This window comes from Pseudomonas sp. GW-45 (assembly GCF_056896675.1).
In genome coordinates this window covers 3066159-3090406 of sequence record NZ_CM167674.1, presented here as the reverse complement: position 1 = coordinate 3090406, position 24248 = coordinate 3066159, and the positions used below count along the sequence as shown (strand labels likewise).

Here is a 24248-nt window from a genome sequence, read left to right as displayed (position 1 = left end):
AGAAATAAATAGGAATAATTTATTTTTAAGGTAGGCATTGCGTTACCGTGACTGTCTCATTTTGGTCAAAAAAAGGCCTCGGTACTGATTGAGTGCCTATAGTTAAGAAACAATCAAAATAGCGGGCTGATAACCGCTAAAGGATGATTTATGTCCAACCGTGATATGTCCCGGCGCTCATTTCTGCAGGGTAGTGTGGTGGCTGGTGTGACCGTGACGCTTATACCGCTCAGTAATCAGGCCTTCGCCGCCTTGAAGGAAGAGAGCGTAACCATGCCTTCCGAGCAGTGGCTTGGCACTAATGGTAAAGCTCGATCGCGTAATGACGCCTTGTCCAAGGTGTGTGGCGGCAAAGTGTTTGCGCGTGATATCCGTGCCAAGGATATGCCGGGCTGGCCCGAGCAGCAGGGGCACGCCATGCTGCTGAAAATAACCAAGGCTGATCATATCTACGCGGGCATGGACCTGAGTTGGCTCGGTGCCGAGCTGCAGCCGGATCGGATCGTGACGGCCGAAGACCTGGCTAACGACGGTATCGCTTTCCCGCAAGACCATGGCCCTGATCCGTTGTTGCCGGTGGGCCAAGTACCGATGTTTATCGGTCATCCGGTGGCCATTTTGATCTGGAATGACTTTGAGCGCTTTCGTCAGGCCAAAGCCAAACTCAAGTTCAATGACAAAGCCATTCGTTATGGCGCTAAGGCTGAGCTTTATCAAACCGACCCCTACGGCAGCTTTCGCTATGTGCGGGTAGGCGGTGCCACTTCTGCCGATGAAGACGAGTTTGCCAGTCTTAAGGATTCGATACTTTTCCCGATGTTGCGCAACCGTCGCCCAGTGTGGGATTCCCAACCCGATCTGCACGGCGATCTGACCGAGAGAGGGCTGTATTACGCTGGTCGCATCAAGCAACAGATAGATGCTCCGCCAGACAATTGGCTGGTATTTGATGAGCGCTATAAAACGCCATCGATCGAGCCCGCCGCCCTGGAGCCGGACAACGGCAATGGTTGGTACGACACGGTAAGCAAAACACTGCATTTTGTGGTGGCAACCCAGTGCCCGCTGGAAGCGGCAACTGAAACTGCAAAGATGATCGCGCCGTCGCGGTTTGCCCTGAATAACCTGAAAATACATCCGGGTTATACCGTTGGCTACGGCTCCAAAGACCACAATATATTCGTTTACTACGCGGCCCTCGCGGCACTGTACGGTGCCGGTGTGCCAGTGCGTCTGGCCAACGATCGTTATGAGCAGTTTCAGAGTGGTATCAAGCGGCACCCGTTCGACATTCGCTATCAGCTGGCAGTCGATAAGACTGATTACAGCTTCAAGATTTTTCGCGCCGAGATGAGCGTCGACGGTGGCGGACGAGCCAACTATAGCTCCTCGGTGGCGGCGGTTGGCGCTACCGCAGCGCAGTCAATCTACTATATGCCTCAGAATGATTTGCAGGTGACGGCCTACCACTCACGCGGCGTGGAAGCCGGGTCAATGCGTGGCTACGGTACGCTGCAAAGCATGGCGTCCACCGAAATGATGGTCGATGAAATTGCCGATCGGCTGGGCATTGACGCAATCGTGCTACGCAAGAAAAACGCCATGGTTTCAGGTACAAAAAACACTCAAGGCGCGATACCTGCTGGCGCGTTACGGCTGCACGAAATTCTGGATAAAGCCGCCGTCCATGAGGTTTGGAAGAACCGCCATGCACTCAAGCAACAGCGCGAGGCGCAGGATCCGGACCATTGGCACGGCGTGGGCTTCGCCATCTGCCAAAAGGACTTTGGTACCGGCTCTGAAGCGCCGATGGCCAGTGTTGAATTCACTGCCGATGGGCACATTAGCCTGCGTCATATCGGTATAGAAATCGGTACGGGTATGTCGACTTCGCAAGCGCTTGTCGTCGCTGACTTTCTGGGTAGCCCGGCAAGCGAAGTGACCACCGGCGAAACCCAGTGGGATGAGCTACAGCTGACCACCGGCGGCAATCCTTACACCATGAGCCAGGCTGAGCAGAATAACTTCCTGCTTGATCCGCGCTGGGTGGGCAAGCTGGCATCGGCATCGTCGGCCAGTAACTCCGCCTACTATTTCAGTCATGCCACCCGTGAAGCCGCGCGCGTACTGTTCAACCACGGTTTGTGGCCAGCGGCCCTGCATATCTGGAGTCAAGGCCCGTACGGAGGGCAAGCCAACCCCTACGTCGTACGCCGGGAAGATGCCAACTGGGTGGATGGTCAGCTTACGGCTAACGGTATGCAGCCGCTGAGTTTTGCGCAGCTGGCCAAGCACGCCCACGACCTAGGGCTTATCACCGGTGCCACCGTGCACGGCTTTAATCGCTGGAGCTGGGCTGAATCCGAGTTTGAAATTGGCAAGACGCGTGTGCGTCTGCCGCTTGATGGTTTGGCGGTCAAGTACGGTGACGGCGCGGCGAGTGAGAAGCAGGCGCAGATGAATAGCGCAGGCTTTCACTTGCTGGATCGCAAGACGGTGCATTATCCCGATGTTCAGCTGAACAATGCCGCGGTGACTTACTACAGCCCGGTGGCGACTCTGGTGGAATTGAAGGTTAACAAGGGCACTGGGGAGGTACAGGTACTCAACCATCACTCATGGATCGAGTGTGGCCGCGTGCTAGTAGAAGAGCTGGTGAAAGGCCAGTTAGAAGGGGGCGTAGCAATGGGCATTGGCCATGCGCTGATGGAAGAAATGCCGCTGTACGAAGGCGGGCCCGGAGAAGGTGACTGGAATTTCAATCGCTACCGCCTGCCGATGGCGCGGCACGTGGCGGTATGGAAACAGACGTCAGAAATCCTGCCGCCGCTGTCACGCAGTGATCCAGCCAAAGGCATTGCCGAAGTGGTGATGATTCCGGTAGTTGGCGCTATCGGCAACGCTGTTGCTCACGCTATTGGTAAGCGGGTTCGCGACCTGCCTCTCACTTCTACGCGCATTAAGGAGGCCCTCAATGGCTAATCGTTCGCTGCAACTGACTCTAAATGGTAATGCCGCCGAACCGGTGGACATCCCCGATGATCTGCTGATGATCGATTACCTGCACGAATACAAGAACCTGACCGGCTCTCGCCTGGGCTGCGGCCAGGGTATTTGCCATGCCTGTGTGGTCATCGTCGATAACCCAGACGGTACCAGCGAGGAGGTACGCACCTGTATTACGGGCGCGCATTACTTCGCCGGCAAGCGCGTGCGCACCATTGAAGGCCACGCGACGCGCGATGACGAAGGTAAAGTCACCCAGCTCAATCCGATTCAGCAGCGCTTTGTTGATGAGTTCGCCTTTCAGTGCAGTTATTGCGCGCCGGGCTTTGTGAATGCGGCGACGGTGCTGGTAGAAAAACTGCAGCGCCAGCCAGTTGCGAAAAGCCAGCTTGAGCAGGTCGTGGAGGATAGCTTGGGTCATCACATCTGCCGCTGTACCGGCTATGTGCGGTATTTCAGCGCGACGCGCAATGTGCTGACCGAACTCGGCTTGGTCAGGGAGGGTTGAATATGAAATACCCATTGTTGCGCATAGCCATGGCGGTCGGTTTGGCTGGATCAAGTGCGCTTGCCCTGGCGGAGACTCAGGTAGAGCGCGGCGAATATCTCACCCGCGCGGCCGATTGTATGGCGTGTCACACTGCCAAGGGCGGCGCTCCCTATGCGGGCGGGCTACCGATCGACTCGCCCTTCGGCACTATTTATGGCACCAACATCACACCTAGCAAAGAGCACGGTATTGGCCTGTATAACGACGACGAGTTTTTCGCCGCGTTGAACGAGGGCAAGCGGCGCGATGGCGCCAACCTGTATCCGGCTATGCCTTATACCTCTTACCACCGCGTAACGCGTGAAGACGCAGACGCCATTCACGCGTATCTAAAAACGGTTGAGCCTATCGAGCGGGCTGCACCGGAAACCAGTCTGAGTTTTCCGTTTAATGTGCGTCCGGGGATCATCGCTTGGAACCTGATTTACGGCGATGGCGTGCCGCTGGAGTCTCCGGAAGGCAAAAGCCAGGCTTGGCAGCGCGGGCAGTATATGGTTGATGTGCTTGGTCATTGTGGCGAGTGTCATACACCTAGAGGCATGGCCGGTGCGATGGAGGCGGATAAACGCATGATGGGTGGCGTACTTAACGGCTACCTTGCACCGAGCTTGTTAGCTAGAGATTTGGCCGATCGAGGTTGGAGTCACGAAGATCTGAGTTCGTTTCTAAAGCTGGGGATGAGCGACCAGGGCACGATGTTTAACGAAATGTACCCGGTTTTCCACAACAGTACTCAGTATCTTGCAGACGATGATTTGAATGCGATCGCTACCTTTCTATTGGGAGATCAGCCGCCTGAAGCCAGGGTTCTGAATGAGGTGCCGTTAGATCAGGTCAGCTCCAGTGCGCAGCGGGGTCGGCAGCAATATCTAAACGTATGCGCCGGCTGTCATGCGCCGGGTGGCGAGGGGAAACCGCATATTGCTGTAGCCATGCGCGGCAACACCACGCTACGTCTGGATGATCCTCGCAACCTTTTGCGGGTCATCGAGGATGGCATTGGCGAACAGAAATTTACCGGCTTTGAACGCATGCAACCGATGCCCGGCTTCGCAGACAAGCTGGACCAACAGGCACTCACTGATCTGCTTAACTACCTGCGTCAGACCTGGGGCGGGAAAGACAGTGATCTGGTTCTGGCAGATGTGCAAGCGCTGCAGGAAGAGGCTTCGCCTGAATAGCTCGCTGCACACCGCATTATAAGCCCGTATTCCGGCGGCTTTTTAATATAAGGTTCTTGCTTGCGGTAGGCAGGCAAGAACCCTGATGCCATCCGCTTTCCGCTTTCCGCTTTTCCAGCTTGGGGCATATAAACGCTGCGATATGCCGCTCAGTCGCAACCTCAGCAGTACCGCTCCCCCTAAAACACCTTTGTATGTGGTACTCATATATGTTCTGCAAGCTGTATTTTCAGTCACCCGCCAAGGGTCGCTGACTCAACGTCAAAGCAGGATTACCCCATGCACCGGTAGGTAGGCTGATCTAAAAGCCCATCATGCTGCTGAGGTAGTGTTCTGGTGTTGGGAAGGTAAGGGAGGCTGGTTGATTTTATATAGGAGCCCCAGACATAAGCGTGACGCGCTGTCGCACAGTGACGATGGGCAGGAACCAATGTCTGCCTGCGGCCTCTACAACCATGAGCAGTGTTTCATGCTGGCGCTATCTTCAGATTGTGCCGTATGGGTTTCGGCATTAGCCAGAGGGCAAACAGCAGCACTTGGCTCGTCTTATTCGCAGTAGCAAGGAGTTATCATCAATGGGCATTTCGAACCATGAACTTCATAACGACTTTCCGCAGTACAGCGATCTGATCGACCAGTTGACCGAGCACGATGGTCACTTTAAAAAGCAGTTAAAGGAGTACGCTGAACTGGACAAGGAAATTCAAACGCTGGAGAAACAAAACCTGCCGGTTTCGGATGAAAACTTTACGCGTATGAAAGCCAGCCGCGCGCATCTGAAGGACCAACTTTACAATGCGCTGCAGAAGGCCTCCGAGGCCTAAGTAGCTCGCCTAAATCGACATCATTGTTATCGGTAGTCAGACTATGAATGGCTACGGAAAAAAAGGCCGGCGCCCCAATGGAGCGCCGGCCTTTTACTTGGGAATTACACCGGTGGCAATTCGTTGGGGCGCAGGTCAAACACCAGTACTTCGGCATTCTGCCCCTGATTAATCTCCAGCGCCTTGATGTGTCGCAGTTTGAGCCCGTCACCTGCTTGCAGGCGTTGCCCGTTCACCGTGACCGTGCCGCTGGCTACATGCACATAAGCATGGCGGTTGGCAGGCAGAGTGAGCGTTGCATGCTCGTCGCCGTTGAACAGCCCCGCATAAACCCGCGCATCCTGATGCAGGGTGAGTGCACCGTCGCCTCCGTCCGGAGCCATAATCAAACGTAGCCGACCTCGTTTTTCCGCGGCAGCAATGTGCTGCTGCTGATAACCCGGCTGGATTCCTTTTTTGCTCGGCATGATCCAGATCTGCAGGAAATGCACCGGCGTGCCGTTGCTGGCGTTGTACTCGCTGTGGGCAACCCCGGTGCCGGCACTCATTAGCTGCACGTCACCGGGCTTGATCAGCGAGCCGTTGCCGAGCGTGTCTTCATGCTTCAGCGCACCTTCGAGCACGTAGGAGAAAATCTCCATATCGCGGTGCGGGTGCTTGCCAAAGCCACCACCCGCGGCCACCCGGTCATCGTTGATTACCAAGAGGTCCGAAAAGCCGATGTGCTCTGGATCATAATAAGAGCCGAACGAAAAGCTGTGGCGCGATTGTAACCAGCCGTGGTCGGCAATACCGCGTTCGGTGGCTTTGCGTAGCGTCGTCTGATTGGTCATGTCGGGTACTCCTGTTTCGTTGTGGGCGGCTGTATTAAAAAGAGCCTTGGCCCGCTGAAAACAGATTACTGTCTATTCTTGCGTGGATTAAGATGCTGAAATAGGTATCACTGTCCGCTAAGGGGTGACAATGAATCAGCTGGAAGATATGCAATTGTTCGTTAGCGTACTGGAATGCGGCAGTTTCACTGCGGCCGCCGATGCGCTGGGCCTATCCAAGCAGTTTGTTAGTCGCCGGGTTGCAGCGCTGGAGGCCCGCCTTGGGGTCCGCCTGATCAACCGCTCGACGCGCAAACTGAATGCGACCGTATTGGGGCAAAGCTATTTCGAGCGGGCGCAGCGAATACTGCAAGATGTTGCCGAAACCGACATGCTGGTCTCGGAGCAGGGTGCGTCGCCGCGTGGCGCTCTGCGGCTATCGGCGCCCATGTCGTTCGGCACCTTGCACCTGAGTACGTTGTTGCCGGATTTCATGCGGCTTTACCCGGATGTGAGTATCGAGCTCGATCTGAGTGATCGCACGGTGGATCTGCTTGGTGAAGGCTATGATATGGCTATCCGTATCGGTGCTCTGGCTGATTCCACACTGATCGCTCGGCAATTGGCAGCGATGGACATGGTCACCTGTGCCAGTCCGGCCTATTTGGCGGCGCACCCAGCACCGCAGACGCCAGTTGATCTACGCCAGCATGAGTGCATGCTTTACGGTCACAGCAAAACGGTTGAATGGCGGTATTGGGTCGATGGCCGTAGCCAGGCAGTGGCGGTGCAGGGACGCTATCGGGTCAACAATGGTGAGTTGGTGCGCGACGCGGCGATTGCCGGGTTGGGGCTGACCATGTTGCCAGCTTTTATCGTCGGCGAAGCGTTGGCCCGTGGCGATTTGGTTACCGTGCTGGATAGCTACCAGTTGCCCACGACCAAGGTGTACGCCGTGTACCCGCAGCATCGTCAGTCGTCATTGTTGGTACAGTTTCTGGTCGATTATCTGCGTGATGCCTTGTTAGCGCGCAAATAGTGCAGGTGCCCGTGGTATGCCCTGGGCGAAAACAGCGTAAGACTATAAATCAATGAAAGGCTGCGACCGCCTGCTGTGACGGTCGCTCCTCATTCATTTACTGCGGTAAGGTTTTCAGTTGCCGGCGGCGCATCACCAGATAGGCTGCCGGTAAAACAAACAAAGAGAGCAGTGGGGCGGTAATCATGCCGCCTACCATGGGCGCAGCGATGCGGCTCATGATTTCGCTGCCGGTTCCACTACCCAGGAGCACGGGCAAGAGGCCGGCGATGATGACCGCGACGGTCATCGCCTTTGGGCGCACACGCTGTACCGCGCCTTCGCGGATTGCTTCGAGAAGAGTGGTTTCGTCTTGATTTCCATCTTTGAGGCGTGCCGTCCAGGCATTCTTTAAGTACAGCAACATGATCACGCCAAACTCTGCGGAAACCCCCGCTAGCGCAATGAAGCCGACTCCAGTAGCGACCGATAGGTTGTACCCTAGCAAGTAAAGAAACCATGCTCCCCCGGTGAGCGCGAAGGGTAGGGTCGCCATGATGAGCAGGGCTTCTCCGAAGCGCGAAAACGTGAGGTATAGCAACACAAATATGATCAGCAAGGTTGCCGGCACGACGAGCTTTAGTTTGGCATTGGCCCGCTCCATAAACTCAAACTGACCGGCATAGCTAATGCTCATCCCAGGCTGGAGCTGAACGTTTTTACTGATTTGGTCTCTGAGATCGCTTACCACGGATGCAATATCCCGACCGCGTGAGTCGATGTAGACCCAGCCTGCCAGCCGCGCATTTTCGCTCTTGAGCATAGGCGGGCCTTCGGTTATCTGGATTGCAGCCACAGTGCCCAGAGTAATCTGGCTACCCGCAGGCGTATAAATGGGCAAGTTGCGCAGATCGGCTAGCGAGTCGCGCCATTCCCTCCCGTAACGGAGGTTAATGGGATACCTCGCGAGCCCTTCGACAGTCTCACCAATGGTTTGACCACCAATGGCTCCAGCTACGATTGATTGCACATCAAGGATACTCAGGCCATAGCGACCTGCAGCTCGGCGGTCGATATCGATATCAATATAACGCCCCCCGGTCAGCCGCTCGGCAAGTGCAGAGCTGACACCAGGTACCGTCTTGGCGACCCCCTCGATTGCTTGCGTGGTTTTATCTATTTCTGCCAGGTCAGTGCCATATACTTTGATGCCAATGGGGCTTTTGATACCCGTTGCCAGCATATCGATCCGATTGCGAATGGGCGGGATCCAAAGATTCGCCAATCCCGGAACCTGTACCCTGCGATCCAACTCTTCGATCAGCTTCTCAGGCGTCATGCCCGGCCGCCATTGTTCCTTGGGCTTGAATTGAATGGTTGTCTCGAACATTTCGAGCGGAGCGGGATCTGTCGCCGTCTCGGCGCGCCCGGCCTTGCCAAATACGTGTGCAACTTCGGGCAGCGTTTTTATAAGCCGATCTGTCTGTTGCAGCAGTTCAGACGCTTTCTGAGCGGATAGCCCCGGGAGGGCTGTGGGCATGTAAAGCACGTCGCCTTCATCCAAGGGTGGTAGAAACTCGCCGCCCAGGTGAGTGATAGGCCACAACCCCGTCAAGAAAACCAAAGCAGCTACCAGCAAGGTAGTCTTCGGCCACCGCAACACCCCATCCAATGCCGGCTTGTAAACGTAAATGAGCCCGCGGTTTAGCGGGTTGCGGTGTTCGTCAGGGATTTTTCCGCGTATCCAATACCCCATCAATACCGGAACCAGCGTGACAGATAAACCTGCTGCTGCTGCCATTGCATAGGTTTTAGTGAAGGCTAGTGGACCGAACAGCCGTCCCTCTTGCGCTTCGAGAGTAAATACCGGAATGAACGACAAGGTGATGATCAAAAGGCTGAAAAACAACGCTGGGCCAACTTCGACGGCGGCGTCGGTAATCACCTTCCAGTGCGCCTGGCCTTTCAAGGCGACCCCAGGGTGCTTACTGTGCCAAGCCTCGATGTGCTTGTGGGCGTTCTCAATCATCACAATGGCGGCATCGACCATAGCTCCAATAGCGATTGCGATGCCGCCCAGAGACATGATGTTGGCGTTGACACCCTGACGTTGCATGATGATAAAGGCGATCAAAATGCCGATGGGTAGCGAAACAATCGCCACCAGCGATGAACGTAGATGCCACAGGAATAAGACGCACACCAGGGCAACAACGATGAACTCTTCGATGAGTTTGTGGCTGAGGTTCTCGACGGCGCTATCTATCAGCTTACTGCGATCGTAGGTCGTGACGATTTCCACACCTTCAGGCAGGCTGGCTTTTAACTCGTCGAGCTTGGTTTGAACGGCGGCGATCGTTTCTCTGGCGTTCTTACCGCTACGCAGAATAATGACCCCTCCAGCCACTTCACCTTCACCGTCGAGCTCAGCAATACCGCGGCGAATCTCTGGCCCGAGCTGGATATGCGCAACGTCTCCTAGCATGATGGGTGTGCCGGTGCTGTCGAGGCGCAGAGGAATGGTTCGGAAGTCCTCCATGGACTGCAAATATCCCCCCGCCCGAACCATAAACTCGGTTTCTGCCAGAGCAAGAACACTCCCACCCGTTTCGCTATTGGCCTCGTCCACCGCCTGTGCGATCTGCTGTTGCGTAACTCCTCGGCTGGCCATACGTACCGGATCCAGCACTATTTGGTACTGCTTCACCATCCCGCCTATAGAGGCAACTTCCGCCACATTGGGTAGGGTCTTAAGCTCGTAGCGCAGGAACCAATCCTGTAGGGAACGTAGCTGCGACAGGTCGTGCGTACCCGTGCGATCGACCAAGGCGTACTGATATATCCAGCCAACGCCGGTGGCGTCTGGCCCTAGCGCTGGCTTCGCGGCAGCGGGTAGTTGGCTCTGCACCTGGCTTAGGTATTCCAGCACCCGTGAACGAGCCCAATAGAGGTCTGTTCCATCCTCGAACAGCACATAGACATAGCTGTCGCCAAAAAAAGAATAACCACGCACTGTTTTTGCGCCTGGTACGGAGAGCATGGTGGTGGTCAGCGGGTAGGTGACCTGATTTTCAACAATTTGCGGTGCCTGGCCTGGATAGGCCGTGCGGATTATCACTTGAACATCGGAAAGGTCCGGCAGAGCGTCGACAGCGGTATTTTTAATCGACCACACTCCCCACGCGACAGTAAACAGCGTGGCAAGCAGGACCAAAAATCGGTTGGCGACCGACCAGCGTATTATGGAGGCGATCATGGCTTGTCTCCGAGCTTCTCAATGCGCTCAATCACCAGGCCTTCTTCGCTTTGACGCACGCCAACGCGCACCTGATCAGTCGCTTTTAACCCTGACAAAAGGAATTCATCGGCAACCCGAAAAGACATTGTCATGCCCGGCATGTTAAGGGTTTTAAAGGGGCCGTGCGACAAGCGAATTTTCCCATTGTCCAGGCTGACGATGGTGCCTTCTGCTTCGTGTAACTCTGGCTTGATGTCTGTTGAGGGGCTTAAATCTTGAGCGGTTAAGCCGCGTAAGCTTGCTTCTGAGTCCAAGAGAAACTGACCAGACGTCACTACCATTTCGCCTGTTTGTAGCCCTTCAAGTACTTCGGTTTTTGCATCAAATTCGCGGCCCGTGCGGATTTCGATTGGGCGGTAGCTGCCTTGTTCTTCGGCCACCATGACCAATGAGCGCATACCGGTGTGAATGACTGCTTCGGTAGGAATAACCAATACTTCAATGGCGCTTTGCTTCACCGATACTTCAGCAGTCATTCCTGGGCGTAGCCGCTGCTCTGGATTGGGCAGTTCTACCCGAAGACGGATAGTGCGACTGGCTAAGTTGGCTTGCGTGAGCACGGCTTGGACTTTTCCCTCCAGAGCGTTATCTGGAAAAGCCGGCAAACGCGCGGTTACCAATTGCCCTCGAGATAAATTGCTGATCTGCGCCTCAGGTACTGCAACTTCGAGCCAAACGGTATCCAGGCCATTTATCTGAGCGAGAGAGTCGCCGGCTTTAAGGGTCATGCCTTCGCGCACGTCTAAGGTGCGCAATACACCACTCATTGGGCTTTTTATGGTCCAAACCAGACGTGTTTTACCGCTACGTTCCAACTCCGCGATAGCCTCTGCTGGCATGCCGGTAAGGCGCAGTCGCTGCTTTGCGGCTGCAAGCAACGGCGGGTCGCCGAGCTCTCTCAGTGCCAGATATTCCTCCTGTGCGGCTGCCCACTCCGGAACCAAAAGGTCTGCGAGCGGCGCGTCTTTCTTGATGACATCTTCTGGCGCGTGCGGATAGACCCGCTCGACGTAGCCTGCGGCGCGGGCTTGCACCACAGCCACAGATCGTTCGTCGAACAATAGGGTGCCAGTCGCCTCAAACGATGGGCTAATCGACACGCGCTCCACCTTCGTTACGCGCATGCCTAGGCTCTGAGTTATGTTGGGATCAATGCGAATGGATGTACCACTACCGCCTTCGTCGGCATAACGCGGCACCAGGTCCATGTCCATAAAGGGAGACTTGCCAGGCTCGTCAAACTTCTGCTGGGGAACCATAGGGTCATACCAGTAGAGAATCTCTTTTTCCGGATTCTCCGCTGCGTGTACCTCACCTGGAATAGCCAGCTCGAATAGGGCGGTAGTGCTAAATACCAAAGGCAGGCTTAGGGCGAGTGCCAGCCGGTTGAGTTGGAATGTCATGGCTGGTTCTCTCCAAAAGTGAAATGCAGTTGAGCGTTGCTCAGCGATCGGTCTCGAGCTACATCAATGCGCCGCATACGCGTTTCAACTAGCTGGCGACGTGCATCGACTACGGAGGCAAGTTCACCGACGCCTGCGCGGTAATCGGCCATGGCGAGACGGACTTTGTCCTCAGCGAGCGGTAGTAGCGTTTGATCTATTCGCGTGAATGCGCGCTGTAAACGTTGGAACTCAGCCAAACTGCTGGTCAGCTCCTGGGTATACACACGCAGTGTTGCTTCGCGCTGCGCCTCAATTTCAGTCAGCCGATCACGTTCGGCTGCTATTTTTGGGGTCTGGCGAGAACCGCTAAAAATTGGCAGATCGAAGCTCACGCTTAGATTCACCATGTCGCCATAGTTGTTGCCACGGCGCAGGTAATCGACCCCCCAACTCCAATCAGGTGTTTTGTCCGCGACTGCTTGCTTTACGTTGGCTTGCGCTTTGCGAGCCATCGGGTCAAAAGCGAGCAGCGCCGGGTGGCTGTATAGGTTCTCTTGGTAGCGATCTACATCGGCAGGCCATTGTGGCCAGTCGCCGTTGAGCGGCTGGGTCGCCATGTCGCCTACCCAACGGCGCAATTCGGCTCGAGCAACAGCTTGGTCGCGAAGCAGTTCATCTTGCTGCTCGTCAAGGAGCGCCGCCTCTTGCTTGGCAAGCACGCTCTCAGCCGTTCGCCCTGTACCGCTAGCGATACGCGCTTTGATCAGACTGGAGAAAAGTTGGTTCTCGCTGAATAGTTGTTTGAAAACACTCAGCTTCTGCTCAACTGCAAAGGTGTTGATCCACGCCTCCGAAGTGCCTTGTCGCACGCTGAGGCGTTCTATTGCCTGTTGGACATCTGCCAGCGCAACACTGGCTTGTGCTGCCTCAACTCGAGCGCGCCTTTTTGCACGATTTGGTACGTCTTGAGTCACACCGACCATTTGCATGGTCATTGCCTCTTGGTCTAGCTGCCAACGCGCATCACCTTCAATAGGTACGTTTTGCAGCCCGAGCTTGAGTTTGGGGTCGGGAAGCTCGCCAGCTGGGATTACGTCGCTGCGAGCAGCTTGTAGATTTGCGGTTTGCGCATCTAGCGAAGGCGATTCATGCTCCGCCACGCTCAAGGCTCGTTCAAGAGTTAGCGGCGACGCTAAACCGGTGAAAGACACCACGCACATGACCAAGGCGACCACATAGCGTGGCGCCCAGTACATATAGGATTTCATCTAATATAATTCCTGATCTTCTATGCGAACTCAGAGCTCGCGGTAGACAGCCCGAGGCTACGCCCGGACGGTGCTCAGAATGTGATCGGAATTAGGTGCGAGGGGGGTGCCAGACGGTGTCTAGAAGAAGAGAGGGTATCTTCTGGTTATAAAAAGATCGCAATGGCTTTGCTGCGGGAATCTGTGGCGTATTCGCTACCGCGAGCTGAAGAATGCTAGAGGTTTTACATTCTTGGCCTACTTTGCAGACCAGGGACTTCCCCTGCTCGTGGTTTGCACAACAGCCTGGTTGGGTGCCAACCATGGGAGAGGAGCTACTCGTCATGTTTTGCATATCGGGCATAACGTGACTTGTTGAAGGCCCCATGGGCATAAGCAGTTGTGCCATGCCGTTAATGGGCATCGCAAATGCTAGTAGCAAGATAAGGAACGAGCGTACGTAGACCTTCATGCGCGGAGTTTAAGAGACCTTGAGTGCTGCGGTCAATTCTCATACGCGGATATCAGTTGAGCACCCAGGCCAACCTCGTGGTTTGAGGGCGCTCGCGGGAATTTATTGCGGAGAACATAAGGTATCAGTTGATAAAAAGCGGACATAAAAAAACCCGCCTAAGCGGGTTTTTTTATGTCCGTGCTTACCGAAAGGTAATTACAGAGCTTGAATCTGTGAAGCCTGAGGGCCTTTAGCGCCTTCAGTGGCGGTGTAAGACACTGCCTGACCTTCTGCTAGAGATTTAAAGCCGCCGCCTACTATTTCTGAGAAATGAGCAAACAAATCTTTGCCGCCGTCTTCAGGAGTAATAAAGCCAAAACCTTTTGCATCGTTGAACCATTTTACTGTGCCGTTAGCCATGTTTACTTACCTTTTCTATATCAATGAGCATTCGCTCGGAAGTGCAATAAATATTCAAATAAGGGAAGTATTGTGACTGAAGTACCGTAAGGAACGAACAATATACAAAAATCGCGCTAACTTGAAACGTCTTGCTTGTTGGACACAAACCTACGGGGTATGCGAGGAAGAGTCAAGCTAAATAACTAACATCAATTGCTGAGCCGCTTGCGCTCCCAAGCCAGATTGTCGTTTTAGGGTGTGATCACGCAGTGTAGGCAGAGGCAGAAAACGGAGATTATCCAGTGTTGAGAAAGGTATGAAGCTACATGGCTACTGGGGCTCAAAAAGCCAAGGCTGCTCATTGGAATTACCTATCGACGACGTCGAGCATTATTTTCCCGGATACGCCGTTTATTACCATTATTTGTAACCGGGAGCTGATGCAATAACGACCAAAATCTAGGAAGTCGCCTTATCTTGCAAATCTGGCGGACACGGCAGTGTTATACGCCAGAGTGACAAATTCCCAAGTGGACATGGCGCGCCTGCTTGAGCAATTTGAGTCAGTGGTGAAATCAGTCAACCCTGTTCCTTGTCGGGACAACCGAGTTGATTATTTGGGTTGGGCTATTACCTGCCGCGACGGATCGGTGGATGGTGGCGTACGGCGTATCTCTGCCGACAATGGCGCGCGTAAAGTGGTCTACGGCAAGGGTAATCGGCGTGGAGTGACTCGCAGCCCAGATCTGCAGTGGGTATATGTCCAAGATGATGGGATGCCTTGGAGGCTTTGGCTAACGGCCCATATGGCGCTCGTTACATGCAAATCGAAAGTGAGGGTGAGGAGATGCCCTTTCATACCGATGCGATGCGGGAGACTTGGTGCCTGCATATCCCGCTTGTGACTAATCCAGATGCGCCACTCCAATGGCAATTTCCCGACGGCCGAATTGACAGCGTGCATCTGCCGGGGGGAAGTGGCCACCTGGCTGGTGCGGGTTGATGTTAAACATCGTGGGATCAACCCTGCGATTGGTGCGCAGGGGAAGGTTCATCTGCTGATGGGGTTTGGTAGGGTTTCGACAGACAAGTTGTTGTTGAAACCCTAAGATTTTATACCGATAAGGAATGGGCGTGGAGCACGGCCTTGGCAGCTAACTCAGCGCAATCCGAGATGCTCAAGACTCTCAAATGTCACCGCACCGATGGCCAAACCGTTGTCCATCTGATAGTCCGATAGTGCGGCGATGGTGCGTTCGCCTAGTCGACTATCAATATTGCCGACGCTGTAACCCCGAGAACTGAGCGCAGATTGTAGCCGGGTTATCAGTGCAGGTTGCAGGTCTGAATCGCACGCCGCGCGTCTAAGCACGACCTCCGGCTTGCCCTCGTACTTGGTAATGGCCATGCGGCGGGTTACAGCCGGTTCGGTGCGTTGCTCTACCTTCTCAGCACCTACCGCTTCCATTTTGGCAAGCGTGGCAAACTGTGGTTCGGTGTTGATCTCAACCACTCGAGCGGGCTGGTCTACCACCCAACGTGACACGGTCTTGTATATCGCCGGCGCGACTATTGTTCTGGTGGTTTCGGGTTGGATCTGCACGTTGACCTGAACTTTCTCTTCCTTCGCGGGTATTCCCACAGCGCAGAACGCCATCGCGCCGGTATTTCCGTAGCGTGTGCCCGCGGCTTGACAAGGTTCAAGTACTGTTTTGGCCTGTTCTACGGCGAGCACTTCTTCCCGTGCCTCATACACAGCGGGTACCACGACAGAGCGCGTAGTTTCGGGTTTGACCATTACATGTTCCGTCACCTGTTTGAAGGTGGCGGGCACCACGCGAAAGGACTTTGCTCCCTCACGCGTGACAACCTGCTGAACGCCTTCCCTGAGCTGCGCCGGGGTAACGGCGTAACGCACGCTGGGTTCCTGCAATACGACTTCAACTTCTTCATGTACCGGACGCGGCTTAATGGACGCGTTTACCCAACATTGGCCCGCGGTTATAGCAGTCTCATCCGGCTGCGCGGCAGCAGCTCCCGCAGCCAGACTGAAAGATGCGGCAACGAACAGCGGAGGCAGCCTAAGAAAAGAGCGCATATATTAACTATTCCAGGTCTTATTAATCCAAAGAATCAATGGTATTGGCTAAGGCTTCAAACCACAAGGTGCTAGATCCCAGTATGGGGCGTGTACTCGCTCAAATGTTAATGTCTTTTATGATGGTTGTTTGCTGTCGGAAATCTTTAACGGTTGAAGCGTTCAATCGGCGCATTTAGGGCTTGGGCGGTGGCTTGCATATCCTCGGAGATTTGTGCCGAGTGTTTCGCCAGCTTTGCGTTCTGATCGGAGACACACGCAAGAATGGTGATCTGCTGACAGTTATCGTCGTCGGCGTTCGCTTGCTGGTCTGACGCAGCAGCCATGTGTTGCCCCATCTCGTGAATTCCGGTGATCGTTTGGCTGGTGTCGTCAAGCGCCTGTTGGGGAGACTGCGATTCCTCGGCTAGGCTGTCCACGGGATGGCTGATGTTGTGCGCAGTAGCGGCCAGCCGTTCAGTTACCTCGCGGAAGTTCTGCGCTTGAAGCGAGCCAGTGTGGCTTAGGCCTTTGACCCTCTGCATACCTCTAGCGGTATGGTGGCCATGTCAGCTTCATCGCGTTGGCGCCTCAAGGCTTGAGCGGATTGGCTAGTTGGCCGCCGTTCGAGTACGAAAATCATCATTACCAGAGTCAGGCCGGTGTCTAAGATACCGGGGCTATTCACTGCTTAGAAGCCTTCAGGCTGTCGTTATAAATGCATCTCATAATAGATCCTGAGCTGACATTTCTTCTACCCTGATATTTTGGATTCGACACTCTTAAATTTTGGGCACAAAAAACCCTGAAAATCACTAGGATAATCAGGGCTTTAGGTCTTGCTAGTTTGGTGCCGGGGTAATCTGAACAGGGTCATTAATGTACTGATATTAATAGAATTTGGCGGGTTCAGTTTTCGCTTGGAATACCTTTTGGAATCTGAATCTGTGATTGGCAAGGGGGTGGTGCCTTGTGATGCAGCAATTCTAACCGGGAATTGAACTGAGAACCTTCGTTTGCTTCTTCACATCTCGTTGAATGATACGAAGTTTCTCATTGACCTGTTCATCAAGCTCCTCGATTTCGCCGTCGAATGGCGGTGCGTCACTATCCATTGATGTCTTCCACATCTCTAGCGCGAGAATGTGTGAGCGTAGCTGCTTATGCAGTTCGTCTACCTCTAGGTTCTTTATTTTGAGCTGGTGCTGCAAGCCCAAGTGCTCGTAGGTCCACTGTTCTATTTGTTTTTTGTGCTCGAACATCCATTTTTCTCGAGCTTCTGCCAGGGCTTCAGGGGTATTGATCAGCAATATTGAGACGGTCTCGGATGGGCTTTTTCCAATTTTTCTTGTGAGCTCATCCAGGGCCCTACAGGCTTCTAGGGAGAGGTTGAATCTCTTCTCTTTGTTTTTTTTCTGTGAGCGGCGTTGCCTTAAATTATTCTGTAGACGTGTAATTATTTTGCTGCATTTATTTTTTTGTAGGGCGTTAACCCACGCCTCTACGGTTCTGCGTACATTAGCTTTTTCGGTCAACTGGATGCCTGTATTTTTGATGCAGCTCCGCTCCAGATCGTTCGCTCGCCTTTTCAGGTATTCTGTAGCGTAATAGCACTCATTCTCATCCCTAAGCCACTCAATCTGCTCAGTCACTTACTGCTCCTCGACATGCCGGATACCACTGCTTTTCTAGGGATTTAGTTTCCATTGGTTGCTTTTCCAGTATAGCGTTATACATAACGTTATCCATAATGCTATACATAACTGTTTTTATAAAATACCCTATCTGGAAAGGAGATAAGTGGCGATCTATCCATGCTTGAAAAATTGATAGGAATTAATGCTGAAATTTTAAGCGCAAATGAAAAGCTCGTATTACTTGTTTTTTTTGCAAATTTTGAGAAGCGCTGGACCGGTGCAATGACGCTTGCTTCCCTCGCCGAGCAATTGGGTCTGAGGGCGAGGTTAGTGGCTTCAGCGGTGCCTTTGCTACTGGACGCAGGGTTCATAAAAGCGAGAACGTGTTATGGGTCATTTGGTAGGCCGTTGCGTGAATTCGCTGTCAACGAAGTAAAGCTTCGTGCGTTACCCGAAGCCAGAAAGCTTCGTCGGGAAAGCATTATTTCTTCCGGTTTATTCCTTCAGTCCCCCACGATCAAGGCTTCAAGATTGAATTGGTCCCATCAGCTGCAATCGTTAGATGCTGATGAGTACTCATCTGAAAGCGGTGAAGCCGGGTCCTCGATTTCACCTAAGGTTCGGCGAATGATTGAGGGTCGGAAAGGATATTTAGATGCTTCTGATGTATTGCTGCTCGCGTTGCTGCTCGCTGTGTCTGACCAGATGGGAGTGGTAAAGGGATGGAGCTTTAGGCAGATCGCTGCTGCCATTGGGGTGACGCAGCTAGCAGTCAAGGGCCGGCTGAAAAAGCTGGTGAGACATCGGGTTCTTCGTCGTGTGATTCCCGGTGTGGCAGCCCCAATTTTTCAACGTAAACTTGAGAGCGTCATTCTGCTCAATACGAATCACCCGTTATTCTCATCCACTGGGCGTAGGGTATCAGCGGTCATCAACCGCCTTATCGGCAGTGAGGCCGAATGGGGTTTTGTGGCTAGCCTTTTGATAGATTCTAGAAGTAATAATCCCCTCTATTACGGTCGGGAGGTGATGCTATTGCGAACCCTTCCTTTTCATGCATTCGAGCAGTTGGAATTCATGTTGCTCGAGCTTGCGAGCAAAGGGTTCGAGTGTGCGTTAGCCGAGGGGAAGATTGATCGTGCTTCACTCGAGGTTGATGCGAAAGCGGATATCGCGCGCGTTATGCGGGGTTATGACGATGGATCACTACGTTCTGACTTGGTCTCGGAGTTGATAGAGGGTCTGGCTTTTCTCGTTTACCTGCTGGTACAGGAGCTGGATGGTCGGATTAGGCCTCTGCTTGCTGAGCTAGGGGCGCGAGATAAGGTCCTAATGCTACCGGGCAATATGGCCCAAGGTTATGAGTATATTGGAGTTCTCGTATTTCCAGCTTTAGAGCCTCGAGGTTTCGCGGTTGAAGGCTATGGGGCTTGGGGAGGGGTTGTTCTGAATGAGCAAAAGATTTCACTAACTGCTCTTGAGAAGGCAGGGCTTGCGGCCAAGGTATAGTCTGCCTCGTTTTTTTTTACTACTGCCCCCCATCCTCTGAGCCAACAGAGGAGACTGCTCATGAGGATCATACGGCTGCGTGATGTGATGAGCGCAACGGGCCTAGCCAGGTCGACAATTTACAAGTACATCAGCGAGAGCGCCTTCCCAAAACCAATATCTCTGGGTGACCGCTGCGTCGGCTGGATCGAGAGCGAAGTCCAGGACTGGATTTTGGAACGAATCGAGGAGCGGGACCAGCTCAATTATGTTGTCTGACAGGGGCACCACGGCACTGCGTCGTGGTGCTCCTGTGCCGTTTCTTGTCACGTCGGATACGGTCGCGAGATCAACTAACTCGTCATTGTCGCGACACGCCAATTTGCACGTGCACAGCGTGAATTTTTCCACAGAACGCAAGCCAGGCTTGGCATTTGTATCCGGGCCAAGGTGGGATCAATTTATATACTGGTTGGCTAGCTTTTCCTTCAGGGCTATTTACTGCTCCTCTACCACCAGGAATCGCAAGCAGCACCAGAGGAGAACGCAAGAAATATACCTGACTATATTTGTAGGGTTTTAGTCAGGGTAGGTAAAAAAAAATATTAGCAGGGACTGGTATGTCACTCACAAAGGAGACATACCATGTACTCAGCCATCACTACCTCATCTCCAGCCCTATCCCAAGCAGAAGTCAGCTACCTCATTGATCAGTTCGTGGATGATGTACTGCGCTATAAGACTCTGGCCTTCATCCCCCACCCAGACACAACGAAACCTTACCGGATGACTGTCCTGGGCATCGATCTGCAGTACCTGAACCAGATGATTGCTCTGTTTGATGGTCGTGTGGATTACGACTACAGCGAGAAGTTGGAATTGTTCATCAACGCATGCCATGACATCAGGTTGGAATACGATGGCTATCGTCACACCTGTCCTGATCCAGTCCAGGATGGTTGCTACTTGTCAGAGCCAGAGACGATGAATCTGCTGGTGATGCGTATCCGTGAAATGAGCAAGGAGGCCGATTATCGTCGCAGATCAGCTGATCGTCGATACCGAGCTAAGCGTCAAGCAGAGGACATACAGGCTTTCGTGCACCGACTAACTGAACGCTATTCCAAGGTACTGGTGCTCCGGATAAATCTTTACTACCGCGAGATCGCTAGGCAAAGGCTTACCATCGAGCAAGTCTATGCAGATATGGACCGTTTAGTCGCAGCGCGGAGAACAAATCCCCTTTTCAAGTACTTAGTAGGCCATATCGTCAGAATAGAGCAGGGGCAAGACCAGGGCTTCCACTTACATACTGCCTTTTTCTTTAACGGGTCACATGTGTTTCGCCAGTCCAGTATTGCGGAGCGTATCGGTGAGCTGTGGGTAGACATCACTCAGAACCGTGGCTATTGGCACGACAGCAGCCGTGAATTTAATGGTGATGATGACCTGAGGGGAACGGGAATGTTTGGTCGATCAGATATACAGGGCCGTCAGGCGATAGCTAACCTGATGACCTACCTGGTCAAAGACAAAGGTCAGCACCTACGAATCAAGCCTGCTGGTGCAAGAGCCTTACGAACCAGTCTCATCCGTTAGTATCAAGCACGAACCGTCCACAACTGATCAAGCCGAGTGGTGTAGCTAGGGCTGAGTAATTGCCGTTGCATACCCCACTCAGGCGTTGCAGGGAGGCGGGCAGGTTTCAGCGTGTTCTTTCCCCAGCGCTGGTTGATCTGATCCATTGTCTGCATCAAGCGGTCTGATGTCGCTGCCTGAGTAGGGGCAAACAGGTCTGGGGTGTATTGATCGCGCTGGCATAGCCCTAGCAACATGACAGAGGCCTTGGCATACGCAGGGCCTTCCCAGTAAATGTGTTCCAGGCCTTGCATAGCCCCCTGGATCAATAGCCGAGAGTCGTCGGTGGGGTAGGGTAAGTGGACCTGTAGACTGCGCGAGAAACGCTCCTCGTTGGGGTTGAAAAGCCCTGTTCGAATGCCAACCTGGATTACTTTGCACAGTGACTGCTGACCACGGAGTTTTTCGGCAGCTCGCGTGGTGTATGAGGCTACCGCTTGTTGCAGCCCCTTTAGGTCATAGACGCGCTGGCCAAAGGCACGACTACTGCAGATTTCCTGTTTCGCCGGTGCCTCAGGCTCCATATCCAGGCAACTGATGCCCCTTAACTCACGGGCTGTTTTCTCCATCACTACACTGAAGCGTTTGCGCAGCAATGCAGGGTCGGCATTCGAAAGCTCCCAGGCTGTTTTGATGCTCATGGCCTGTAGATGCTCATTCATGCGTCGACCAACGCCCCAGACCTCACCAACGGGCATGACCTTCAGCAGTTTGTCTCTGCGTTCTGGATCGCGGATATCCACCACACCCCCGGTCTGGCGCTGCCAGCGCTTGGCGGCTGCATTGGCCAGCTTTGCCAGAGTTTTGGTGCTGGCAATGCCAACACCCACGGGAATACCAGTTATTTGCAGCACGTCAGCCCGCAATGAGTAACCCAGTTGATCCAACGGCTCGGGAAGCCCGGTCATGTCGGCAAAGGCCTCATCAATCGAATACACCTCAACCAGCGGGAGGCGGCTTTCCAGGGTAGTCATCACCCGCTCACTCATGTCGCCATACAGTGCATAGTTGCTGCTGAAAGCCAAGATGCCGTGCTGACCTAGCTGATCCTTGATCTTGAAGTAAGGCTCGCCCATTTTGATGAACGGCTTAGCCTCTGCACTGCGAGCGATCACGCAGCCATCGTTGTTGCTCAGTACGACAATGGGCGTCTTTGCCAGGTCAGGGCGAAATACGCGCTCGCAGCTGGCATAGAAGCTGTTGCAGTCGATCAAGGCAAAGCTTTTGGGCGCCATGCTCATTTCTCGCAGGGCAGGTGCCAGCGAATACTGTTACGCACAACACCCCAGATCTGCAGTTCATCGCCTTCCAGCACATGCAAGGGCGCAAATTGTGGATTTTCAGGTTGCAAGATCAATTGCTGACCGCGCCGAATCAAGCGTTTGACGAATACCTCGCCGTTGACAGCGGCAACGACAATATCCCCATGTCCGGCTGTAAGAGCTCGGCTGACTACTAAAATATCGCCATCGTGAATGCCCGCGCCGGTCATGCTGTCCCCACGAACGCGTACCAGGTAGGTATGGGGAGCGTGCACATCGAGCAGCTGATCGAGCGAGATCTTCTGTTCCATGTGATCCAGTGCAGCATTCCCATATGAACTCATTCCGCCCATATCTTGTCAGCGCTCGATAGAAATAGAGGCGCTGCCGAGTTCCTCCAGCGCCAAGTTGATGTAGTCGCTGAGGAGGACGCTCAGTTCAGTAGGACTTCTGCCGTGGCTGAGTTCGAGAGCAACATCCTTAAGATTGGACTGTAGGGATTCGACGGCAAGCTTTGCTTTAATCAGGTCCAAGGTGCTTCCAAACCTCGCCACTTCCTCGCAAGCTGCAGGCCGCACCAATTCCTTAACTCCCTTCCGGACAAAACAGTTCACACGAGTTCTCAGACCTGGTACGGATCCTGTTACCTCCAAAAGGTCACGTCCTGCAGTACCTCGAGGCCCAGCCGCATCACCTCCAAGAGTCACATCGCCGGCACCGCGTCCGGCAGGTCCTGTGGCCCTGGGTGACGCTAGGCGGCGGCGACGGAAACCCGGCCTGGCGTTGTAGAGTGGCTGTCAGCGCCGATCACAATCTGTACATCGAGCCCGAGCCGCGTCAGGCATTCGAGCATCATGGCTTCACTGATGCCTCGAAATTGGCCCCGAAGCATCTTGGATACCTTGGACTGAGGCATGCCAAGCACTTCTGCCGCTTGGCCCTGTTTCCATTTGTGGGTCTTGATTATTTCGCCGATCTGGGAGGCCAGTTGGGCCTTTACCTGCATTTCATCAGCATTAGGAATGCCGAGGTCGGCATAAACATTGGCCGTCCTGACTCTGTTTATGAAAGTGTGTCCGGGTTTTAATCAACAACAAGGCCAGCTTCATTGGCAGACTGTTCCAGCCGCTGCTCAGCAACAGCGATACCTTTACGAATGGCCTCTGCGGAGGCGGAATCCTCGAAGCCAGCCAACGCTCGGCGCCAGTAACCGATCGCCTGTTCATAGCGGCCATCGTCGAAAGCCTCAACCCCCAGCATGCCCAACACTGTCGGCTGACGCGGATCCTTATCGAGTGTTTCATCTACCAGCGCCTGAACTTCATAGGTCAGGCTGCCTCCGGCCACATAGAATTTCAACTGAGCCAGTTGGGCCAGAAGATCGGCTCGGCGGCCTTCCAGTTCGATCAATCGCTCCAGGGCGCGAATCGACCGATCTGGCTGACCGACCTTCTGGTACAGCGGAAACAACAAAGCCCAGACCTTGGGATTATCCGGCTGACTCTCGGCCTGCTCTTCGAGCCGGACAATCAGGTTCTCCGGTGAGGCACCGGGAGAGTTAAGAACCTCCTGCACCACGGCATACAGAGCCAGATCGCCATTGGCGCCCACCCATCGATAGCCGGTTACGGTGGCGGCAATCAATGCCGTTATCACCAGAGGGATTACAAAACGTCCTGCCAGCGGGTTCCTGAGAGGCACGCGACGACGGGCCTCGGTGTCCTCCAGAAGATTGCGTTCAAGCTCGTGACGGCTTTCTTCAAAGCGTGCGACGTCAACCTCGCCGCGCTCGCAGGCGCTTTCCAGTGCCGCAAGCCGACGCTCATACACGGCCAGATTCTGCTCCTCCGCGCGGTCATCCGTTTCAAACCCTTGCTGCCAGTCATGGATCGCCCTTGCTCGCCGTAACGGTAGACTCAGGAACCACAGCGCTATAAGCAACAGTGTGCCGATACTTAACCAGAGCATA

Annotated in this window: 21 protein-coding genes; 8 read left to right on the top strand and 13 right to left on the bottom strand. The window is 53.9% G+C overall.

The window, feature by feature from the left end:
• Positions 1-150: 150 nt before the first annotated feature.
• From AC1XYH_RS14460 to AC1XYH_RS14445, 4 genes are all read left to right on the top strand, one after another.
• A complete protein-coding gene (locus tag AC1XYH_RS14460; RefSeq protein ID WP_483323845.1) occupies positions 151-2982 on the top strand; it encodes a xanthine dehydrogenase family protein molybdopterin-binding subunit in 2832 nt (943 codons plus the stop codon).
• Positions 2975-3514 (top strand): (2Fe-2S)-binding protein, encoded by a 540-nt coding sequence (locus AC1XYH_RS14455; protein ID WP_483323844.1) that lies wholly within the window; start codon positions 2975-2977, stop codon positions 3512-3514. Before AC1XYH_RS14460 ends, AC1XYH_RS14455 begins: the two co-directional genes overlap by 8 nt.
• 2 nt (positions 3515-3516) lie before the next feature.
• Entirely contained in the window at positions 3517-4737 is a 1221-nt protein-coding gene (locus AC1XYH_RS14450; RefSeq protein ID WP_483323843.1) for a c-type cytochrome, read from the top strand.
• A gap of 575 nt (positions 4738-5312) precedes the next feature.
• Positions 5313-5561: an HP1242/YdcH family protein gene (locus AC1XYH_RS14445; protein WP_483323842.1), complete on the top strand. Its 249-nt coding sequence runs from the start codon at positions 5313-5315 to the stop codon at positions 5559-5561.
• Positions 5562-5665: 104 nt separating this feature from the next.
• Here AC1XYH_RS14445 and AC1XYH_RS14440 read toward each other — a convergent pair whose 3' ends face one another.
• The gene (locus AC1XYH_RS14440; RefSeq protein ID WP_483323841.1) at positions 5666-6394 is read right to left on the bottom strand and encodes a pirin family protein; all 729 of its coding nucleotides are present in this window, start codon (positions 6392-6394) and stop codon (positions 5666-5668) included.
• 130 nt (positions 6395-6524) lie between these two features.
• On the opposite strand from AC1XYH_RS14440, the gene AC1XYH_RS14435 reads away from it, so the two are divergent.
• Positions 6525-7412 carry a LysR family transcriptional regulator gene (locus tag AC1XYH_RS14435; protein WP_483323840.1) on the top strand — a complete coding sequence of 296 codons (888 nt, stop codon included), beginning with the start codon at positions 6525-6527 and terminating at the stop codon, positions 7410-7412.
• Between the two features lie 97 nt (positions 7413-7509).
• Here the strand turns inward: AC1XYH_RS14435 and AC1XYH_RS14430 are convergent, their stop codons facing one another.
• From AC1XYH_RS14430 to AC1XYH_RS14400, 7 genes are all read right to left on the bottom strand, one after another.
• The gene (locus AC1XYH_RS14430) at positions 7510-10647 is read right to left on the bottom strand and encodes an efflux RND transporter permease subunit (RefSeq protein ID WP_483323839.1); all 3138 of its coding nucleotides are present in this window, start codon (positions 10645-10647) and stop codon (positions 7510-7512) included.
• Entirely contained in the window at positions 10644-12092 is a 1449-nt protein-coding gene (locus tag AC1XYH_RS14425; RefSeq protein ID WP_483323838.1) for an efflux RND transporter periplasmic adaptor subunit, read from the bottom strand. Before AC1XYH_RS14425 ends, AC1XYH_RS14430 begins: the two co-directional genes overlap by 4 nt.
• Positions 12089-13342 carry a TolC family protein gene (locus tag AC1XYH_RS14420; RefSeq protein WP_483323837.1) on the bottom strand — a complete coding sequence of 418 codons (1254 nt, stop codon included), beginning with the start codon at positions 13340-13342 and terminating at the stop codon, positions 12089-12091. Before AC1XYH_RS14420 ends, AC1XYH_RS14425 begins: the two co-directional genes overlap by 4 nt.
• A gap of 649 nt (positions 13343-13991) precedes the next feature.
• The gene (locus AC1XYH_RS14415; protein WP_483323836.1) at positions 13992-14195 is read right to left on the bottom strand and encodes a cold-shock protein; all 204 of its coding nucleotides are present in this window, start codon (positions 14193-14195) and stop codon (positions 13992-13994) included.
• 1141 nt (positions 14196-15336) lie between these two features.
• Entirely contained in the window at positions 15337-16275 is a 939-nt protein-coding gene (locus AC1XYH_RS14410; RefSeq protein WP_483323835.1) for a peptidoglycan-binding domain-containing protein, read from the bottom strand.
• Positions 16276-16421: 146 nt separating this feature from the next.
• Positions 16422-16799, bottom strand: a complete 378-nt coding sequence (locus tag AC1XYH_RS14405) for a hypothetical protein (RefSeq protein WP_483323834.1) — start codon at positions 16797-16799, stop codon at positions 16422-16424.
• Positions 16800-17240: 441 nt separating this feature from the next.
• Positions 17241-17906 carry a hypothetical protein gene (locus AC1XYH_RS14400; RefSeq protein ID WP_123891035.1) on the bottom strand — a complete coding sequence of 222 codons (666 nt, stop codon included), beginning with the start codon at positions 17904-17906 and terminating at the stop codon, positions 17241-17243.
• Between the two features lie 162 nt (positions 17907-18068).
• Between AC1XYH_RS14400 and AC1XYH_RS14395 the strand changes: the two genes are divergently transcribed.
• From AC1XYH_RS14395 to AC1XYH_RS14385, 3 genes are all read left to right on the top strand, one after another.
• On the top strand, positions 18069-19400 hold the full coding sequence (locus AC1XYH_RS14395) for a hypothetical protein (RefSeq protein WP_483323833.1): 1332 nt from the start codon (positions 18069-18071) through the stop codon (positions 19398-19400).
• A gap of 60 nt (positions 19401-19460) precedes the next feature.
• Positions 19461-19658: a helix-turn-helix transcriptional regulator gene (locus AC1XYH_RS14390; protein WP_483323832.1), complete on the top strand. Its 198-nt coding sequence runs from the start codon at positions 19461-19463 to the stop codon at positions 19656-19658.
• A 366-nt stretch (positions 19659-20024) separates the two neighbouring features.
• Positions 20025-20978 carry a YagK/YfjJ domain-containing protein gene (locus AC1XYH_RS14385; protein WP_483323831.1) on the top strand — a complete coding sequence of 318 codons (954 nt, stop codon included), beginning with the start codon at positions 20025-20027 and terminating at the stop codon, positions 20976-20978.
• A gap of 2 nt (positions 20979-20980) precedes the next feature.
• On the opposite strand, the gene umuC is transcribed toward AC1XYH_RS14385, so the two are convergent.
• From umuC to ccmI, 5 genes are all read right to left on the bottom strand, one after another.
• Entirely contained in the window at positions 20981-22258 is a 1278-nt protein-coding gene (umuC, locus tag AC1XYH_RS14380) for a translesion error-prone DNA polymerase V subunit UmuC (RefSeq protein WP_483323830.1), read from the bottom strand.
• Entirely contained in the window at positions 22255-22623 is a 369-nt protein-coding gene (locus AC1XYH_RS14375) for a LexA family protein (protein WP_268870412.1), read from the bottom strand. Before AC1XYH_RS14375 ends, umuC begins: the two co-directional genes overlap by 4 nt.
• A 15-nt stretch (positions 22624-22638) precedes the next feature.
• A complete protein-coding gene (locus AC1XYH_RS14370; RefSeq protein ID WP_158611315.1) occupies positions 22639-22812 on the bottom strand; it encodes a hypothetical protein in 174 nt (57 codons plus the stop codon).
• Between the two features lie 218 nt (positions 22813-23030).
• On the bottom strand, positions 23031-23285 hold the full coding sequence (locus tag AC1XYH_RS14365; RefSeq protein ID WP_152486867.1) for a helix-turn-helix domain-containing protein: 255 nt from the start codon (positions 23283-23285) through the stop codon (positions 23031-23033).
• A 77-nt stretch (positions 23286-23362) separates the two neighbouring features.
• On the bottom strand, positions 23363-24247 hold the full coding sequence (ccmI, locus tag AC1XYH_RS14360; protein ID WP_335605092.1) for a c-type cytochrome biogenesis protein CcmI: 885 nt from the start codon (positions 24245-24247) through the stop codon (positions 23363-23365).
• Position 24248: the final 1 nt, after the last annotated feature.

Excerpts from the sequence above, each read along its gene's own strand:
- AC1XYH_RS14455 (WP_483323844.1), top strand. The coding sequence starts at position 2,975 with ATGGCTAATCGTTCGCTGCAACTGACTCTAAATGGTAATGCCGCCGAA.
- AC1XYH_RS14435 (WP_483323840.1), top strand. The coding sequence starts at position 6,525 with ATGAATCAGCTGGAAGATATGCAATTGTTCGTTAGCGTACTGGAATGC.
- AC1XYH_RS14395 (WP_483323833.1), top strand. The coding sequence starts at position 18,069 with ATGCTTGAAAAATTGATAGGAATTAATGCTGAAATTTTAAGCGCAAAT.
- AC1XYH_RS14405 (WP_483323834.1), bottom strand. The coding sequence starts at position 16,799 with ATGCAGAGGGTCAAAGGCCTAAGCCACACTGGCTCGCTTCAAGCGCAG.
- AC1XYH_RS14440 (WP_483323841.1), bottom strand. The coding sequence starts at position 6,394 with ATGACCAATCAGACGACGCTACGCAAAGCCACCGAACGCGGTATTGCC.
- AC1XYH_RS14430 (WP_483323839.1), bottom strand. The coding sequence starts at position 10,647 with ATGATCGCCTCCATAATACGCTGGTCGGTCGCCAACCGATTTTTGGTC.
- AC1XYH_RS14415 (WP_483323836.1), bottom strand. The coding sequence starts at position 14,195 with ATGGCTAACGGCACAGTAAAATGGTTCAACGATGCAAAAGGTTTTGGC.
- AC1XYH_RS14445 (WP_483323842.1), top strand. The coding sequence starts at position 5,313 with ATGGGCATTTCGAACCATGAACTTCATAACGACTTTCCGCAGTACAGC.
- AC1XYH_RS14365 (WP_152486867.1), bottom strand. The coding sequence starts at position 23,285 with ATGCAGGTAAAGGCCCAACTGGCCTCCCAGATCGGCGAAATAATCAAG.
- AC1XYH_RS14425 (WP_483323838.1), bottom strand. The coding sequence starts at position 12,092 with ATGACATTCCAACTCAACCGGCTGGCACTCGCCCTAAGCCTGCCTTTG.
- AC1XYH_RS14420 (WP_483323837.1), bottom strand. The coding sequence starts at position 13,342 with ATGAAATCCTATATGTACTGGGCGCCACGCTATGTGGTCGCCTTGGTC.
- umuC (WP_483323830.1), bottom strand. The coding sequence starts at position 22,258 with ATGAGCATGGCGCCCAAAAGCTTTGCCTTGATCGACTGCAACAGCTTC.
- AC1XYH_RS14390 (WP_483323832.1), top strand. The coding sequence starts at position 19,461 with ATGAGGATCATACGGCTGCGTGATGTGATGAGCGCAACGGGCCTAGCC.
- AC1XYH_RS14410 (WP_483323835.1), bottom strand. The coding sequence starts at position 16,275 with ATGCGCTCTTTTCTTAGGCTGCCTCCGCTGTTCGTTGCCGCATCTTTC.
- AC1XYH_RS14385 (WP_483323831.1), top strand. The coding sequence starts at position 20,025 with ATGTACTCAGCCATCACTACCTCATCTCCAGCCCTATCCCAAGCAGAA.
- ccmI (WP_335605092.1), bottom strand. The coding sequence starts at position 24,247 with ATGCTCTGGTTAAGTATCGGCACACTGTTGCTTATAGCGCTGTGGTTC.
- AC1XYH_RS14375 (WP_268870412.1), bottom strand. The coding sequence starts at position 22,623 with ATGAGTTCATATGGGAATGCTGCACTGGATCACATGGAACAGAAGATC.
- AC1XYH_RS14460 (WP_483323845.1), top strand. The coding sequence starts at position 151 with ATGTCCAACCGTGATATGTCCCGGCGCTCATTTCTGCAGGGTAGTGTG.
- AC1XYH_RS14450 (WP_483323843.1), top strand. The coding sequence starts at position 3,517 with ATGAAATACCCATTGTTGCGCATAGCCATGGCGGTCGGTTTGGCTGGA.